Raw genomic sequence first — 15,281 nt, 5'->3', positions numbered from 1 at the left:
GTAGGAGCGCACTTGTGCGCGACATCTTTTCGCCCGAACGGCCATTTATGAGGCCTTCTGTGGGAGCGCGCTTGCGCGCGATGGGTCTTGCCGCAACCCCCATCGCGCGCAAGCGCGCTCCCACATGATCATGGTCAGCCGCGCGCCGCGAACACCTCTTTCACCACGGGCAGCGCCGACATCACGGCTGGCCAGCCCACGTAGAACGCAAGGTGCGTGAACACCTCGGAGGCTTCTTCCTTCGAGAGCCCGTTATCCATCGCGCGGTTGAGGTGGAACGTGATCTGCGCCACCTGGCCCGTGGCGGCCAGCGCGCTGATGGTGGTGAGGCTGCGGTCGCGCGGCACGAGGCCTGGCCGCAACCACAGGTCGTTGAAGAGCAGCTCGGTGGTGTATTTCACGACACCGGGTGCGACCTCGCCGAGGTTCGCTTCCACCGCGGCGGCGCGCCTGGCTTCGGCTGCCTCGTCGAGGGGGAGCAGGGCAGGCGAAGCGGGTGGCAGCGCCGCGTTGCCCACGCCACGCTCCTCGAACACCGCCTTTAAGGGCGCGACGGCGGCCATGGCACTTCCCCAGCCGGTGTAGAAGGCCAGGTGCGTCACGATTTCGGAGAGCTCGGCGGGAGTGACGCCGTGGTCGAGCGCATTCTCGATGCAGTGGCGCTGGATCATCGTCTGCGAGCGCGCGATGAGGGCCGCCACAGTGACGAGACAGCGATCGCGCACGGCGAGCCCGGGCCGCGCCCATACATCAGCGGTAAGGTTTTCACTGGTGTAACGCGCGAGCGCGGGCGAAACCGCGCGGATGTCATCGGCGCTGGGGGCGTGGGGCGTAGTCATGGGAAGGATCCTTGGAACGGGATGCCAAAAGGCTAGCACCGGCAACCGTCCGCGATTCATGCAGCCTGTTCATAGACCTATGCGGATTAGCGCGGTAATCGCGGCTTTTCCTGTAGGAGCGCGCTTGCGCGCGATGGGGTCTGCCGCAAGCACCCATCGCGCGCAAGCGCGCTCCCACACAAAAAGCAGGAAGCAGGAAGCAGGAAGCAGGAAGCAATGAAACAGAGGGTTTAGGCGGCGAGGGAGACGCCGGCCGCCAGGGCGTCGAAGTACTCGCGCGTGAGGCGCAGCTGGGTCGTGGCGTCTTCGGCCTTGTTCGCCACGTGGCGGAACGCGGCGTTTTCCGCGCGATCCTTCGCGTACCAGCCGAGATGCTTGCGCGCGATGCGCACGCCCATCACTTCGCCGTAGAAGGCGTAGAGATGCTCGAGGTGGCCGGTGAGGATGTCGCGCACCTCGGCGGGCGTGGGTTCGGCGAGGTAACCGCCGGTGGCGAGGTGGTGGGCGATCTCACGGAAGATCCACGGCCGGCCCTGCGCCCCGCGGCCCACCATGACGGCATCGGCGCCCGTGGCAGCGAGAACTTCGCGGGCTTTGTCAGGCGTCGTGATGTCGCCGTTGGCGAGCACGGGGATCGAGACGCTGGCCTTCACCGCCGCGATGGTGGCGTACTCCGCCTCGCCTTCGTATTTGTCGGCGCGCGTACGGCCGTGCACGGCCAGGGCGGCGATGCCGGCGTCCTGGGCGATGCGGGCGATGGTCAGCGCGTTGCGGTGGTCGCGGTCCCAGCCGGTGCGGATCTTCAGGGTGACCGGGATATCGACGGCCTTGACCACGGCCTCGAGGATGCGGCCCACCAGCGGTTCATCCTGCAGCAGCGCCGAGCCGGCCCACACGTTGCACACCTTCTTGGCGGGGCAGCCCATGTTGATATCGACGATCTGGGCGCCGTTGTCGGCGTTGTAGCGCGCGGCCTCGGCCAGCATGCCCGGGTCGTAGCCCGCGATCTGCACGCTCACCGGCTCGGGTTCGCCGTCGTGGTCCATGCGGCGAAGTGACTTGCGGGTGTTCCACAGGCGCGGGTCGGCCGTGGTCATCTCGGACACGGCGAGACCGGCCCCCATGCGCTTGCACAGGAGCCGGAACGGCTTGTCGGTGACGCCGGCCATGGGCGCGAGGACCACGGCGGGCGCGATGGCGTAGGGGCCGATGCGCATGATGGGGCCATTTTACCCCGTTAACGCTTGGCCAGGGCTTTCTTCGGGATGGCGTCGATGGCCTTGGCCGCGTCGACCTGGACGAGGCCGTTGGTCGGGGCGCTGGTGCGCAGCAAGATGTCGTGGACGGTGCGGGCATCGAGGCCCGGGGCGATCGACAGCAGCAAAGCCACGATGCCGCTGACATGCGCCGTGGCCATCGACGAGCCCGAGGTGAAGTCGTAGCCGCCACCGGGCTGGGTGGTGAGGATGTCGGTGCCCGGGGCGCTGACGACGCCCGGTGGGGCGGCCCCGCTGGCGCTGCTGCGCACGACGATGACGCCGGGCGCGCTATCCGGGAAGCCGCGCGGGCTGCCGTCGGGTGGCAGCGCGGCGATGATGATGCGGCCCTGCGACACCAGCTGCGCGAGCAGCTTGCCGAGCAGCGGGTCGGCGGGGCCGCCCAGGCTGAGGTTCACGATGCGCGCATCGGTGTCGTTGACCGCCGCCAGGGCCTTGGCCAGCGTGAACGAATTGCAGCGCGCGCCGCGCTGCGGGTCGCTGTACCAGCAGGCCTTGTACACGCTGACGCGCGCCTTCGGCGCCATGCCCACCATGCCCTGGTGGTTGTTGCCGACGGCCGCGATGATGCCGGCCACTTCGGTGCCGTGGCTATCGGTGGCGAAGGCCTTGTCGTTGCCCGTGACCTCGTCGCGTACATCGCCGAGGTGGCCTTTCAGGTCCGGATGCGAGGTGTCGACGCCGGTGTCGACGACGGCCACCTGCACGCCATCGCCCTGCGTCACCGTATGCGCCTCGGCCGCGTGGGTTTCGACGAAGCCACGTTGCAGGTCGGTGTACGGGTCGTTGTAGCGTTCTTCGTCCTGGCTCGAATACACCGCGTATTCCTGCAGCGGCTGCGCCAGCTCCACGCGCTGGTCCCTCGACAGCGCCGCGACGAGCGTATCGCGGTCGATGCCCGCCGGCGGCCGCAGCACGATGCAATACACGCCCAGCGCGCGGATGGGCCAACCACCCACTTCGTTCCAGCCGTACTGGTGGCGCAGGTCGGCGAGCAGCGAGCGGGCGCGCTGGCCGGCGCCGTAGTTCGGCGCGGGGGCGTAGCCAAGCAGGCTGGAGCCCGCGTGGGTGGCGGCGGGTTCCAGCGGGTTGGCCACGGCCAGCACGATGTCGCGCGAGCTGTCCATGGCGACGGCGACGCCGGCCGGTTCCGCCGCCGCGGCGGGCGTGGGCGTCGTCAGCGCGGCGTTCGACGGCCGCGTGCCGGTGCAGCCCGCCAGCGCGGCGGTGCCAAGCAACCCCAGCAGGAGCAACGCTTGCTTCATGGCGCCCCGGCGACCGGCTCCGCGAAACGGATGCCCCTGGTGCCACGGAGCCGCTCCGCGGCCTGCTTGGGCGTCACCGAGGCATCGGCAGCCACCACGGTGTACGCGCCGACGCCATTGGGGCCATCGACCACGCGCAGGTGCTGGGCCTGCAGCACCGCGTTCCACGCCTGCATGTCCAGCGTCTTGTCGGGCACGACGTGGATGGCGCCGTGCGCTGCCGCCGGGGCGTCGTTGCTAAGCGTGCGATAGCTGGCGGGCGCCGTGGGCGCATCGGGTGACGACCACAGTTTCAGGCCCAGGGCGCCGAGGCCAACGGCCTGCAGCACCACGGCCGCGGCGAGTGAGCGCAGCAGCCAGCCGTTGCTTGCTTGGCGCGGCGCGGGCTCGGCCTTCTGCGGGTCATCCACGTCGAGGCGCGCGAACAGGCGCTGCAGGCCCTGTTCCGGGTCGAGCGGCACGTCGTGCGGCAGCCGTACCGCGCGGGCGAGCTGGCGCTGCTGCTCGAACGCCATGCGGCAGTCATCGCAGGTGGCGAGGTGGGTTTCGAGCCAGGCTTGCTGGTCGTGGCTGGCGGTGGCCTGGATCACCCAGGGCATCGCTTCCCAGGCGCGGGCACAGTCCCTGCCGGCTGGGGTGGGGCGGGTCATGGCAGTTTCTCCTTGGGCGCCGGCGCGTCTTCGCCGGCCAGGCCCGGTAGTACGTTGCGCAGCTTCACGCGCGCATGGAACAGGCGCGCCTTCACCGTGCCGACGGGGCATTGCATGATCGCGGCCACATCGTCGAGCGAGTGGCCGATACCGTAGACGAGTTCCACCACCAGCCGCTGGTCGGCCGAGAGCCGGTCCATGCCGCGGCCGAGCCAGTCGCGCAGCTCGCGGTCATCGCCCGGGTCGTGCGAGGGCAGGCGATCTTCCGGCACGCTGTCCTCATCCACCGGCTCGCTGCCGTGCTGGCGCAGGGACTTCAGGCCGCAGCGGTAGGCGATGCCCATGATCCAAGTGGAGACGCGGGATTCGCCCTGGAACGTGGCGGCCTTTTGCCAGACGATCCAGAAACAGTCGTTGATGACTTCCTCGATGATGTCCGCGCGGCGGGTGAGCCGCGACAGGAACCGGGCCAGGCGGCCGTGGTAGGCGCGGTACATCACGGAAAGGGCGGCACGGTCGCCCGCGGACATGCGCTGCAGCAGCAGGCGGTCGTTGGCGTCGGTATCGGGCTGTGGCATGGGGTCGGGTTGCGTTGGGGTGCCTGGAACGTGAGTGCGGCCCCGGGGCCCGATGGTTGCCATGGCTCAGAAGGTGCGGGCCACGGTGGCCGTCCACGGCGATACCCGCTGTTCGCCCCGGTTGCGCTCGCGGTTCGTGAAGACGTGGATCAGCTCCACCCGCCAGGGGCCATTCTGCCAGACCAGGCCGCCGTGGCCGTACGTATAGCGGTCGGGGCGGCTGGGATAGTACTGGCGCAGGGGTGCCAGGTACTGGGCGATGCCGACGCCACCCGTGGCGGCCAGGTGCCAGCCGAGCGGCCAGCGGGCACCCACGTCGGCCGCGCCGCGCAAGCCACCGCCCCAGCGATTGAGCCGGATGGCCGACGCGCCGATGGTGAGCACATCGCGCCAGACCAGGCTGCCACCGAGCTCGATGCGGTTGTAGCTGCGTAGCCCCGCGCTTCCCCCGGGGTAGTGGTAATCCATCAAGCTGGCCTGGGCCTGCCAGTCGTCGGATAGCGACCACGACCGCGCCACCTGCGCGATGGCCTCGGCCACGCGGCCCGGGTCGCGGACCTGGTAACTGGCCGATGCGCCGATGGACCAGCCGTTGCGCGAGACCCAGTTCACCGCCCCTTGCACCACCGGCACCGGCGGCGTGATGGCCACGCCGCGGTCCACCAGTTGCGAGCTGGCGGCGATGGTGCCGCCCCAGTCGCCGGCGTGGGCCTCCAGCGACGCAAGCAGCGCGAAGCCCGCGGCCACGGTGGCGCGCCGCCGCGGTGCCCATGCACCACGGCGGGCCGGGATACCGCCTGGCCTGCCCTCGGTCCGGTTTCCTGACATCACATCTTCTTGCGACTAACGTGCCCTTCCTCAGTGCAACGTGGCGAGGTACGACAGCAGATCGTCGAGGTCCTTCGCGTTGTCGAGGCCATCGTATTTCATCTTGGTGCCGGGGTTGGCCTTCTTCGCCGGCTGCGATAGGTACGTGTGCAACTGTTCGGGTGTCCAGGTCCAGCCGATGTTCTTCAGCGCATCGGAGTACTCATAGCCGGCCACGCTGCCCGATTTGCGGCCCACGATGCCGAACAGGCTGGGGCCCTTCTTGTTGCGGCCTTCGGCGACGGCGTGGCATTCGGCGCATTCGGACTTGAACACATCCTGGCCTGCCTTCGCATCGCCGGCGGCCGCGGGCAACGATGCCAGCAGGCTGCCCGTGATGAAGCCCGCGGCCAGCAGGCGCGCGGGCAGGTGGGTGGGGAAGGGGAGCTTCACGCGGTGGTTCCTTGTGTGGCTAGAAAGCGAGGCTCGCGGAAATCGAGAAGGCGTTGAAGTCACCGGGGTCGACGCCCTTCACGCCCGGCGGCGCGCCAAAGACGTTCGAGCCGCGGCCGTTGAAGCGGGTGAAGCGGAACCACGTGGCCGCGAGCTTCAGGTTGCCCTTGGTGATCCAGCTATCGTCGCGGCCGAACGGGGTCCAGAAGATGGTGTAGAGGTTGCTGGTGGCATCGGGGTTGCCGAAGGGCGGGTAGCGCGCATCGCTGCTGCTGCCCGTGCTCTTCAGGTGCGATAGCTGCACGCCGTAGCTCTGCCGGAACGTGTACGACAGCGACGCGGTCTGGTCGCGCGCGGAACCCCGCTTGGGTTCCAGCGTGCCGGGCAGCACCGGGCTCGGCAGGCGCTGGCCGTAATCGCGCCGCTCGTAGATGTTCACGTAGCTGGCCTGGATGATGTGCTCGCGGTTGCCCAGGTACTGGTAGGTGAGGTCGTAGCCGAGGTCGTCGATATCGTCGCGTGCCGCGGCGTGTGGCAGGCGGCGCTTCGTGGTGAGCCCCACCAGGCCGGCGGAGAAGAACTGGCGGCGCATGTCCTTCATGTACGCGAAGCGGAAATAGCCGGTATCGCTGAGCTTGCCGGGGTCGCCGTTGCGGTTGTAGCCGAGCTCATCCTGCGTGCCTGCCGCCAGCGAGCGATAGGTGCCGGCCTCGGCATACCAGACCTTGTCGTACAGCGCGTACACCGTCGCACCGATGACGCGGTTGGTCGGTGAGTTGGGGCTGCCCAGGTTCAGCAGCGTGCCGGTGACGCCGCCCGGCGCGATGAACGAGGCATTCGGCAAGGCGGCGATCGGGTCCTGGAAGCCCGGGGCGTTGTTGACGCTGACGCCAAGGGTGAGGTCCTTGCCGCCGAGCTTCAGCTCTTTCGCCACGAAGCGCAGGTCGAGATTGCCGAGGCGCGTGTTGTAGGTGTTGTGGCCGGTGTGGTCGGCTTCGACCTTGATGTAGCCGCCCACGTTCTCGGTCAGGCGACCGGCGAGATAGAGGTCGCCCTCGGTGAGGCTGGTGCTGCTCGGGGCCGTCGCGGGCGCCGTATGGGTCTCGGTCAGCTGCACGGCGACGGGGATCTTCGTGCCCTGGCCATCGGTATCGGTGTAGCCGTTGAGTTTGAAGCGCATGCCGTAGGGCGTGAGGCCCGGGCCGTAGGCGCCCGCGTGGCAATCGGCGCAGGCGGAGCCGGTCTGGCGGGCGTACGCGGGGATGGCCTGCGCATCCAGGCTCACCAGCGAGAGCAGCAGCGCGACCGCGGCCCACCAACCAGCGTGGCGTCGGAAAGAAAACGGTGGCATGGATCGAAGCTCCTTGGTCATGGCCACATACGGCGTAGCAGGCCGTCGCGACGGCCGAAGTGATGGAACAGGGCGGCGCCGATGTGCAGGCATACGAGGGCCAGCAGCACCCACGCGGCATCCACGTGCAGGGCCTGCAGCCGGTCGGCCAGGTCGTCGTCGGGCGCCACGAGGCGGGGCAGGGTGAGGCCGAAGAAATGCACGTCCTGGTCGCCCGCGCTGCACATGGCCCAGCCGAGCAGGGGCATGGCGAGCAGCAGCAGGTAGAGGGCCACGTGGGTGGCGCCGGCGGCCAGCCGCATCACGGGCGGCATGGGGATGGCGGGCAGCTTCGCGGCGCGGGCGCGGACGATGACCCGCACCACGAAAAGCACCAGCACGATGAGGCCGGCATGGCGGTGGCCTTCGAGCAGCCACGTGCGCAACGCGCGGCCGGAGACTTCATCACGCAACAGGATGATGGCGGCCGCGGCGGTGACGCAAAGCACGGTGAGCCAGTGCAGCACCCGCAGGGGGCGCGGCCAGGGTGCCGGGCGGTCGTCGTGGTGGGTCCAGGCCATGCGGTTGTATCCCCAGGGGTTGGGCATGAGTGCCCGCCACCCACGCGAAAGGTTGCGCGGCAGGGGCGGCAACCTTTCCCCGCGGCGCCCGCACTCATTCGAAGACCACCGCGGCACGCCGGGATTCGCCATGGATATCCAACGCATACCTTTCCCCACGCACGGCGATAGCCGCGGCATGCTCGTCGCCCTCGAAGGGATGCGCGACGTGCCGTTCGATATCCGCCGCGTGTACTACATCTATGGCACCCACGAGGATGCCCGCCGCGGACAGCATGCGCACCGCACGCTGACCCAGATGGCGGTGGCCGTGCGCGGCTCGGTCACGTTCATGCTCGACGATGGCACGGGCCCCGCCGAGGTGACCCTGGATAGCCCATCGCATGGCGTGCTCATCGGCCCCATGGTGTGGCGTGAGCTGCACCATTTCAGCGACGACTGCGTGGTGATGGTGCTGGCAAGCCAGCCCTACGACGCCAGTGATTACATCGCGGACTACGACCAGTTCGTCCGCGAAGCCAGTGGCGCGGCCTACGCCGGCGTGGCGGGCGCATGGCCCGGCCGCTAGTCCTCGTCGGCGCGGGCGAGTTCGCGCGCATCGCCCACGAATACTTCACCCACGACGCCGGCCGCGACGTCGTGGCGTTCGCCGTGGAGCGCGCGTGGCGTGATGAGGAAGCCATCGAGGGCACACCCGTGGTCGCCTACGAGGATATCGAGGCGCTGTACCCGCCCGGCGCGGTGGATGTCTTCGTCGCGATCCCCGCCAGCGGCCTCAACCGCCTGCGCACGCGCTTCTATCGCGACCTGAAGGGCCGTGGCTATGGTTTCGCCAGCTACATCAGTTCGCGCGCCTTCGTATGGCGCAACGCCACGGTGGGCGAGAACAGCTTCATCTTCGAGAACAACGTGATCCAGCCGTTCGCCAGCATCGGCAATAACTGCGTGCTGTGGAGCGGCAACCACATCGGCCACCGCACGGTGGTGCGCGATAACGTCTTCATGGCGTCGCACGCGGTGGTGTCGGGCTACTGCGAGATCGGCGAGAGCAGCTTCATCGGCGTCAACGCCACGTTCAACGACAAGGTGCGCGTCGCCGCCGATAACGTCATCGGCTCGGGCGCCCTGGTGGTGCGCGATACGGAACCGGGCCTCGTCTACGTGGGCTCGCCGGCGAAAGCGTTGCCCGGCAAGCGCGCGTGGGATGTGCCGCTGTGAGGGCGTGCGCATGACAGCCTGGACCAAGCACGGCCTCGTCTTCGATACCCAGCGCCAGGGCGTGGGCGGCTGGATGCGCCACTCGGCGCTGACCCCCACGCCGTGGCGGCGCGACGACGGCAGTATCCGCGTGTACGCGAGCTTCCGCGATAACGAGGGCGTCGGCCGCATCGGCTATGTCGACCTGCGCGGCGATGCGCCCGGCGAGGTGCTCGGCGTGGGCCAGGCACCGGTGCTGGACATCGGCCGTGGCGGTTGCTTCGACGACAACGGCATGATCCTGGGCGATATCGTCGACGGGCCGGGTGGCCTGCACCTGTTCTACGTCGGGTTCCAGCGCGTGGCCCGCGCCAAGTTCCTGGCCTTCTCGGGGCTGGCGCTGTCGACCGATGGTGGCGACACCTTCCGGCGCGCGGCCGAAACACCCGTGCTCGACCGTGCCCCCGGCCGCAGCAGCATCGCCGCCATCCACTCGGCGGCGTACGAGGATGGCACCTGGCGCCTGTGGTACGCGGCCGGCGACGGCTGGGAGCGCATCGGTGGCCAGCCCTTCCCGCGTTACCACATCCGCTACATGGAGAAGGCCGACCTGTATGGCCCGCCCCTGCGTGACCAGGTGTGCCTGCTGCCGCAAGGCGACGAATACCGCATTGGCCGCCCGCGCGTTTACCGCGAGGCCGGGGGCTACACGATGTACTTCACACGGGGCGACACAAAGGGTGGCTATTTCCCGGGCTGCGCCACGAGCGACGACGGCATCCACTGGCAGCGCCGCGACGAACTGTTCGGCCTGCGGTTGTCGGCGCAGGGCTGGGATTCGCGCACCATCTGCTACCCCGCGTTGCTGCGCCACGGTGCCCGCACGCTGATGTTCTACAACGGTAACGACATGGGCGTGGATGGCTTCGGCCTGGCGGAGGCCGTGCATGCTCACGGTTAGGCCCTATGTGGCCGCCGACGAGGCGCGCTGGGATGCGGTGGTGGCCGCGTCGCGCAACGGCACGTTCCTGCACCGGCGCGCGTACATGGATTACCACGCCGACCGTTTCACCGACGCCTCGCTGCTCATCGAAGACGATGGCGAGGCCGTCGCGGTACTGCCGGCGAACCGCGCGGGCGATACCGTCAGCAGCCACGCCGGCCTCACCTACGGCGGCCTAGTGGCCTCGCGGGCCTTGCGTGCGGGGCGCACGCTCGAGGCCTTCGAGCGCATTGGTGCCCACTACCGTGGCGCCGGCGTGGGGCGCATCGTCTACAAGCCCGTGCCGCACGTATTCCACGCGGCGGCGGCCGAGGAAGACCTCTACGCCCTGCACTGCGTGGGCGCCACGCTGGTACGGCGCGACCTTTCGTCCGTGCTGGCGCCGGTCGAAAAGCCGCCGATGAGCGGGATGCGCCGCCGCGCGGTGGCGAAGGCCCGGGCCGCCGGCGTCACGACGCGCACCGGGGGCGACATGGCACCGTTCCACGCGCTGCTGGCCGAGGTACTGCGGCGGCACGACGCGACGCCGACCCACACGTGCGCTGAGCTGCAGCTGCTGCGTTCGCGCTTCCCCGCGCAGATCGTGCTGCACGAAGCGTTCCGCGGCGGCGAGCTGCTGGCCGGCGCGGTCGTGTACGACTTCGGCCGGGTCGTGCATACGCAATACCTCGCCGCCTCGGCGGCGGGCAGGGCCTGCGGCGCGTTGAGCCTGCTGCTGGGCGAGTTGGTGGCGGATGTCTATGCGGCCCGCCAACGCTTCAGCTTCGGCATCTCCACCGAGGACGAGGGGCGGCTGCTCAATGCCGGCCTGGTGGCGCAGAAGGAATCCTTCGGCGCGCACGCCGTGGTCCACGACCGCTACGAATGGGTGCTGTGATGGACGTGCCGTTCCTCAGCCTGCGCGACATCAACGCCCGCCACGCCGATGAGCTGAAGGCGGCGGTGGCGCGCGTCATCGATGCGGGCTGGTACATCCTGGGTGACGAGCTCGCCGCCTTCGAACGCGAATTCGCCGCGTATTGCGGCACGCGGCACGCGGTGGGCACGGGCAATGGCCTCGATGCGCTGTCGCTGGTGCTGCGCGCCTGGCGTGAGATGGGCGAGCTGGCGGAGGGCGATGAAGTGATCGTGCCCGCGAACACCTTCATCGCCAGCTTCCTCGCCATCAGCGAGACGGGCCTGCGGCCCGTGCCGGTCGAGCCGGACCCGGCCACCTTCACGCTCGACCCCGCGCGGGTGGAAGCGGCGATCACGCCGCGCACGCGCGTGATCATGCCGGTTCACCTGTACGGCCAACTGGCCGACATGGGCGCGCTTGCCGATATCGCGGGGCGCCATGGCCTGCTGGTGCTGGAGGACGCCGCGCAGGCGCACGGTGCCGCATGGGGCGGCGTGCGTGCCGGTGCGTTCGGCCACGCCGCCGCCTTCAGTTTCTTCCCGGCCAAGAACCTGGGTGCGCTGGGTGACGGTGGCGCGGTGACCACCGACGACGACCAACTGGCCGCCTACGTGGCCGCGCTGCGCAACTATGGCTCCGAGGTGAAATACGACCACCCCATGCGCGGCATCAATTCGCGGCTCGACGAGATCCAGGCCGCGATGCTGCGCGTGAAGCTGCGCTACCTCGATGACGATACCGCGCGGCGGCGGGCGATCGCCGCGCGTTACCGCGCAGGAATCAGGCAACCCGGCATGATCCTTCCGTCGGTGGCGCACGAGGACGCCCACGCATGGCATCTCTTCGTCGTCCGCTGCGGCTGGCGCGACGCCTTGCAGCGCCACCTGCGGGCAGCTGGGGTACAGACCCAGGTGCACTACCCCGTGCCACCGCACCACCAGGATGCGTACCCGGAGCTGCATGGCCTGTCGCTGCCGGTGACGGAACAACTGCATCGCGAGGTGTTGAGCCTGCCCATGAGCCCCACGTTGACTGATGCGCAGGTGGCCCATGTCATCGCCATGTGCAGTGCGTTCGCGGAGGCCGCATGAACATCCTGCGTGCGGGCGCCTGGTCGGCTATCGGCACCGCGGCGCGGCTGGGTGCCGCGCTGGTGCTGGTGAAGCTCGTGGCGTGGCTGGCCGGGCCTGCCGGCGTGGGCCGGCTGGGCCAGTTCATGAGCCTCATGTCGTTGCTGGCCGTGCTGGCCGGCGGCGGCATCAGCGCCGGCATCGTCAAGTATGTCGCCGAGTACCGCGACGACCCGGAACGCCTGTCGCGCCTGCTCGCTTCTGCGCTCGGCTATGCCATGGCCGCGTCGTGCAGCATGGCCTGCGGCGCGCTGCTGTTCGCCACGCCGCTGGCGGCATGGCTACTGGGCGACCCGGCCTACGCAAGCCTTATCCGCGTGCTCGCCGTGGCCCAGCTCGGCATCGCGCTGGTGAACTATGTGCTGGCGGTGATCAACGGTTTCATGGATGTGCGGCGGCTGGCCCTGATCCAGGTCATGGGCTCGGTGCTCAGCGTGTGCCTGGCGCTGTGCCTGGCCCGCTGGTTCGCGTTGTACGGTGCGTTGCTGGCCGTGGTGCTGGGCCAGTTGTTCTGGCTGCTGGTGGGCTTGCCCGCGTGGTGGCGCAGCCCGTACTTCCAGCGCGGCATGCTGCGCGTGCGTTTCGATGCCGAGATGACGCGCCGCCTCGCGGCGTTTTCGCTTATGAGCCTGTCCTCGGCCCTGCTACCGCCGCTGGTGAACATCGCCGTGCGCGACCACCTGGCAGGTGCCTTTGGCTGGGAGCAGGTGGGTTACTGGCAGGCGGTGGCGCGGGTGTCCGACGCCTACCTGTTGTTCTTCACCACGGCCATCAACATCTACTACCTGCCGAAACTGGCCTCGACGCGCGACAGGGCGGCGCTGGCGGCGGAACTGCAGGGCGCGGCGCGCGTGCTGTTGCCCGCCGTGGCCGTGAGCGCGCTGGCCATCTACGCGGCGCGCGGCTGGGTCACGTGGTTGTTGTTCAGCACGGATTTCGCGCCGGCCAACGATCTCTACGCCCCGCAGCTGGTGGGCGACGTGGTGAAGATCGCCGCGTTCATCCTCTCGTACCTCATGCTGGCCAAGGCCATGACCAGGCTGTTCGTGGTCGCCGAGTGCGTCTTCGCCGCCACCTACCTTGGCCTTGTGTACCTGTGCACGGCGCGCTTCGGCCTGCCCGGCGCGATGGTGGCGTTCGCCGTGAACTACCTCGGCTACCTCGCGTTCAACCTCGTCGTGGTCCGCCGCTACCTTGGGCGGCTGCCCGCATGAGCAGCCTGCCGCTCGTGTCCATCCTCATCCCGGCTTATAACCACGAAGCCTTCGTGGAGCGCTGCCTCGACAGCGTGCTGGAGGATCCGTACCCGGCCAAGGAAGTGGTGATCATCGACGATGGCTCCACCGACAAGACCAGCGAGCGGATCCAGGCATGGATCGACCGGCACGGCCACGAGGTGGCCATCGAATTCACCCACCGCGCGAACAAGGGTATCGCCGCCACGTTGAACGAGCTGGCCGCGCGGGCGCGCGGGGAATTCTTCCGCCTGGGCGCGAGTGACGATTACCTGTTGCCCGGTGGCCTGGAGGCGCAGGTGCGCTACCTGGCCAGCCACCCGCGCAAGGGTGCGGTGATCGGCGATTCGGTGGTCGTGGACCGCGACGGGCGGCGGCTGCACGGCAGCGGCATGGCCGACCTGCACCACGCCGACAAGCGGCTCTACGCCACCGACCAGGGCATCCGCCGCGCCGTGATCACGCGGTGGGCCGTGGGCGGCCCCGTGGCGTTGCTCCGGCGTAGCGCGCTGGAGACCGTGGCACGCTGGACCGAGGGCCTGCGCATCGACGACTGGGATTTGTTCCTGCGCCTTGCCGCGTCGGATGCGCTGGGTTTCATCGACGTGCCCGTGTGCGCCTATCGCCTGCATGGCAGCAACCTCAGCAAGACCCGCCACCGCGCCACGCGCATCGTGAACCTCGAGGAATCGCGCGAGGTGGCGATCCGCCGCATGCCGCTGTTCGACGAGCCGTGCCGCACGCTGTTGCGCGCGCAGGTGCATTACATCGGCGCCAAGATCGCCTTCCTGCAGGGCAGGCCGGGCACCGTGGCGTGCCGCATGGCCTGTTTCGCGCTGCTGCGCGCCTTCGCGGCGTTACGACCGGCGGCACCGCACCCACACCCGGAGCAGGCATGAGGGCCTTGCTGCGCATGCCGTCGACGTATATCGCGTGGCCGTTGCTGGCCGCCTGCGCACTCACGGCGTGCATCTTCGACCTGCCCGAGGGCTATGGCCCGGGGCTGCTGCTCCTGGTGCTCGGTGCGCTGGGGCTGGTCGTGGCGGATTTCGTCGGCCACGACCGGCTGCCCCCGTGGCAGACGTTGCGTGGCTGCGAGTACGCCCAAGCACGCGATGGCTTCCTTGGCCTGGCGTTCGCCGGCGGCGTGCTGGTGTTCTGCTTCCTCGATCTCGCCCTGTTCCCCGTCGCGCTGATCCACGATCCCTCGTCGTACGCGACCATGGAAGGCGGCCACGAACACATCCGCCGCTTCGCCGACCTGTGCTGGACGCTGCCGGTGCTGGGCATGCTCTGCACCCGCCGCCGCCCGTTGCGCATCGCGCTGGTGGCTGCGGGCCTGCTGTTCCCCGTCCTCGTCGTGGACCGCAACCGTATCTTCGCGGCCGTGGTGGCGCTGGCGCTGGTCATGATGTTCCGGCGCGACCCCGCACGCCCATTGCCGTGGAAGGCCGTGACCGGCCTGGGGTTGCTCGGCGCAACGGCGTTCGCGCTGCTTGGCATGCTGCGCTCCGGCTCGGTGGCCACGGTGGCGCTGCCGTTCGGCGCGTTCTACAAGGCCATGCCCGCCGGCATCCAGTGGCTGCTGCTGTATGTCAGCGCGGGGCCATACAACTTCGCCTCGCTCATGGCGAAGGGCTACCGCAACGCCGATTTCCTGATGAACCAGCTGGTGCCGCTGCGCGGTTCCATCGCCACGGCGGGCACCACCATCCCGCTCGATGCCTCGAACGTGAACGTGGGCACGGAGTTCCTGCCATTCCTGCTCGCGTGGGGGCCGCTGGGTGCCCTGGCGGCGATCGCCACGTTGTACGCGCTGATGCGCTGGAGCGTGCGCCGCGTGGCCGCATCGCGCTCGCTGTTCGCGTTGCTGATCTTCCTGCGCATGGCCTACGTGTGCGTCATGGCGCCGTTCGCGCCGCAGGCCTTCATCTGGATGAACTTCGGCTTCATCGGCCTGTGCCTGGTGCTGCAGGTAGTGGCTGCGTGGCTGCCGGGCCGCCGGCTGCATCTTTCCCCCACCCATTGACGACGACAC

General features: G+C 69.2%; 17 protein-coding genes. 8 read left to right on the top strand and 9 right to left on the bottom strand.

Going from position 1 to position 15,281, the window contains the following annotated elements; genetic code table 11:
• Positions 1 to 134: 134 nt before the first annotated feature.
• The 9 genes from VI08_RS22465 to VI08_RS03450 form a co-directional block, all read right to left on the bottom strand.
• On the bottom strand, positions 135 to 839 hold the full coding sequence (locus VI08_RS22465) for a carboxymuconolactone decarboxylase family protein (protein WP_045828132.1): 705 nt from the start codon (positions 837 to 839) through the stop codon (positions 135 to 137).
• A gap of 230 nt (positions 840 to 1,069) precedes the next feature.
• Positions 1,070 to 2,056, bottom strand: a complete 987-nt coding sequence (dusB, locus tag VI08_RS03485; RefSeq protein WP_045828131.1) for a tRNA dihydrouridine synthase DusB — start codon at positions 2,054 to 2,056, stop codon at positions 1,070 to 1,072.
• Between the two features lie 20 nt (positions 2,057 to 2,076).
• The gene (locus VI08_RS03480; RefSeq protein ID WP_045828130.1) at positions 2,077 to 3,381 is read right to left on the bottom strand and encodes a S8 family serine peptidase; all 1,305 of its coding nucleotides are present in this window, start codon (positions 3,379 to 3,381) and stop codon (positions 2,077 to 2,079) included.
• Positions 3,378 to 4,031 (bottom strand): hypothetical protein, encoded by a 654-nt coding sequence (locus tag VI08_RS03475; RefSeq protein ID WP_045828129.1) that lies wholly within the window; start codon positions 4,029 to 4,031, stop codon positions 3,378 to 3,380. The genes VI08_RS03480 and VI08_RS03475 overlap by 4 nt, the downstream gene beginning before the upstream one ends.
• On the bottom strand, positions 4,028 to 4,609 hold the full coding sequence (locus tag VI08_RS03470; RefSeq protein ID WP_045828128.1) for an RNA polymerase sigma factor: 582 nt from the start codon (positions 4,607 to 4,609) through the stop codon (positions 4,028 to 4,030). The genes VI08_RS03475 and VI08_RS03470 overlap by 4 nt, the downstream gene beginning before the upstream one ends.
• Positions 4,610 to 4,675: 66 nt before the next feature.
• The gene (locus VI08_RS03465; RefSeq protein ID WP_157006293.1) at positions 4,676 to 5,437 is read right to left on the bottom strand and encodes a hypothetical protein; all 762 of its coding nucleotides are present in this window, start codon (positions 5,435 to 5,437) and stop codon (positions 4,676 to 4,678) included.
• A gap of 30 nt (positions 5,438 to 5,467) precedes the next feature.
• Positions 5,468 to 5,815: a c-type cytochrome gene (locus VI08_RS03460; protein ID WP_052697669.1), complete on the bottom strand. Its 348-nt coding sequence runs from the start codon at positions 5,813 to 5,815 to the stop codon at positions 5,468 to 5,470.
• A 73-nt stretch (positions 5,816 to 5,888) separates the two neighbouring features.
• Positions 5,889 to 7,220, bottom strand: coding sequence for a hypothetical protein (locus tag VI08_RS03455; protein WP_045828126.1), 1,332 nt, complete (start codon positions 7,218 to 7,220; stop codon positions 5,889 to 5,891).
• Between the two features lie 17 nt (positions 7,221 to 7,237).
• Positions 7,238 to 7,780, bottom strand: a complete 543-nt coding sequence (locus tag VI08_RS03450; protein ID WP_052697668.1) for a cytochrome b — start codon at positions 7,778 to 7,780, stop codon at positions 7,238 to 7,240.
• A 130-nt stretch (positions 7,781 to 7,910) separates the two neighbouring features.
• On the opposite strand from VI08_RS03450, the gene VI08_RS03445 reads away from it, so the two are divergent.
• From VI08_RS03445 to VI08_RS03410, 8 genes are read left to right on the top strand one after another with little or no spacing between them, the layout of a single operon-like run.
• Positions 7,911 to 8,348: a sugar 3,4-ketoisomerase gene (locus tag VI08_RS03445; RefSeq protein WP_045828160.1), complete on the top strand. Its 438-nt coding sequence runs from the start codon at positions 7,911 to 7,913 to the stop codon at positions 8,346 to 8,348.
• Positions 8,333 to 8,998 carry an acetyltransferase gene (locus tag VI08_RS03440; protein ID WP_045828125.1) on the top strand — a complete coding sequence of 222 codons (666 nt, stop codon included), beginning with the start codon at positions 8,333 to 8,335 and terminating at the stop codon, positions 8,996 to 8,998. Before VI08_RS03445 ends, VI08_RS03440 begins: the two co-directional genes overlap by 16 nt.
• Before the next feature lie 10 nt (positions 8,999 to 9,008).
• Entirely contained in the window at positions 9,009 to 9,938 is a 930-nt protein-coding gene (locus VI08_RS03435) for a hypothetical protein (protein WP_045828124.1), read from the top strand.
• Positions 9,925 to 10,857 (top strand): GNAT family N-acetyltransferase, encoded by a 933-nt coding sequence (locus VI08_RS03430; protein ID WP_045828123.1) that lies wholly within the window; start codon positions 9,925 to 9,927, stop codon positions 10,855 to 10,857. Before VI08_RS03435 ends, VI08_RS03430 begins: the two co-directional genes overlap by 14 nt.
• Positions 10,845 to 11,969: a DegT/DnrJ/EryC1/StrS family aminotransferase gene (locus VI08_RS03425; protein ID WP_084621220.1), complete on the top strand. Its 1,125-nt coding sequence runs from the start codon at positions 10,845 to 10,847 to the stop codon at positions 11,967 to 11,969. The genes VI08_RS03430 and VI08_RS03425 overlap by 13 nt, the downstream gene beginning before the upstream one ends.
• The gene (locus VI08_RS03420; RefSeq protein WP_045828121.1) at positions 11,966 to 13,222 is read left to right on the top strand and encodes an O-antigen translocase; all 1,257 of its coding nucleotides are present in this window, start codon (positions 11,966 to 11,968) and stop codon (positions 13,220 to 13,222) included. Before VI08_RS03425 ends, VI08_RS03420 begins: the two co-directional genes overlap by 4 nt.
• Positions 13,219 to 14,142 (top strand): glycosyltransferase, encoded by a 924-nt coding sequence (locus tag VI08_RS03415; RefSeq protein WP_045828120.1) that lies wholly within the window; start codon positions 13,219 to 13,221, stop codon positions 14,140 to 14,142. The genes VI08_RS03420 and VI08_RS03415 overlap by 4 nt, the downstream gene beginning before the upstream one ends.
• Positions 14,139 to 15,272, top strand: a complete 1,134-nt coding sequence (locus VI08_RS03410) for a hypothetical protein (RefSeq protein ID WP_045828119.1) — start codon at positions 14,139 to 14,141, stop codon at positions 15,270 to 15,272. Before VI08_RS03415 ends, VI08_RS03410 begins: the two co-directional genes overlap by 4 nt.
• The last annotated feature ends 9 nt before the right edge of the window (positions 15,273 to 15,281 follow it).

Origin of the sequence: Luteibacter yeojuensis (assembly GCF_000964085.1) — a bacterium.
GTDB classification, from domain to species: Bacteria; Pseudomonadota; Gammaproteobacteria; order Xanthomonadales; family Rhodanobacteraceae; genus Luteibacter; species Luteibacter yeojuensis_A.
This window is presented reverse-complemented; position numbering and strand designations above follow the sequence as displayed.

Bases quoted from the DNA above. Each gene is read 5' to 3' on its own strand.
- VI08_RS22465 (WP_045828132.1), bottom strand. From the start codon at position 839: ATGACTACGCCCCACGCCCCCAGCGCCGATGACATCCGCGCGGTTTCG.
- dusB (WP_045828131.1), bottom strand. From the start codon at position 2,056: ATGCGCATCGGCCCCTACGCCATCGCGCCCGCCGTGGTCCTCGCGCCC.
- VI08_RS03480 (WP_045828130.1), bottom strand. From the start codon at position 3,381: ATGAAGCAAGCGTTGCTCCTGCTGGGGTTGCTTGGCACCGCCGCGCTG.
- VI08_RS03475 (WP_045828129.1), bottom strand. From the start codon at position 4,031: ATGACCCGCCCCACCCCAGCCGGCAGGGACTGTGCCCGCGCCTGGGAA.
- VI08_RS03470 (WP_045828128.1), bottom strand. From the start codon at position 4,609: ATGCCACAGCCCGATACCGACGCCAACGACCGCCTGCTGCTGCAGCGC.
- VI08_RS03465 (WP_157006293.1), bottom strand. From the start codon at position 5,437: ATGTCAGGAAACCGGACCGAGGGCAGGCCAGGCGGTATCCCGGCCCGC.
- VI08_RS03455 (WP_045828126.1), bottom strand. From the start codon at position 7,220: ATGCCACCGTTTTCTTTCCGACGCCACGCTGGTTGGTGGGCCGCGGTC.
- VI08_RS03450 (WP_052697668.1), bottom strand. From the start codon at position 7,780: ATGGCCTGGACCCACCACGACGACCGCCCGGCACCCTGGCCGCGCCCC.
- VI08_RS03445 (WP_045828160.1), top strand. From the start codon at position 7,911: ATGGATATCCAACGCATACCTTTCCCCACGCACGGCGATAGCCGCGGC.
- VI08_RS03440 (WP_045828125.1), top strand. From the start codon at position 8,333: ATGGCCCGGCCGCTAGTCCTCGTCGGCGCGGGCGAGTTCGCGCGCATC.
- VI08_RS03435 (WP_045828124.1), top strand. From the start codon at position 9,009: ATGACAGCCTGGACCAAGCACGGCCTCGTCTTCGATACCCAGCGCCAG.
- VI08_RS03430 (WP_045828123.1), top strand. From the start codon at position 9,925: ATGCTCACGGTTAGGCCCTATGTGGCCGCCGACGAGGCGCGCTGGGAT.
- VI08_RS03425 (WP_084621220.1), top strand. From the start codon at position 10,845: ATGGGTGCTGTGATGGACGTGCCGTTCCTCAGCCTGCGCGACATCAAC.
- VI08_RS03420 (WP_045828121.1), top strand. From the start codon at position 11,966: ATGAACATCCTGCGTGCGGGCGCCTGGTCGGCTATCGGCACCGCGGCG.
- VI08_RS03415 (WP_045828120.1), top strand. From the start codon at position 13,219: ATGAGCAGCCTGCCGCTCGTGTCCATCCTCATCCCGGCTTATAACCAC.
- VI08_RS03410 (WP_045828119.1), top strand. From the start codon at position 14,139: ATGAGGGCCTTGCTGCGCATGCCGTCGACGTATATCGCGTGGCCGTTG.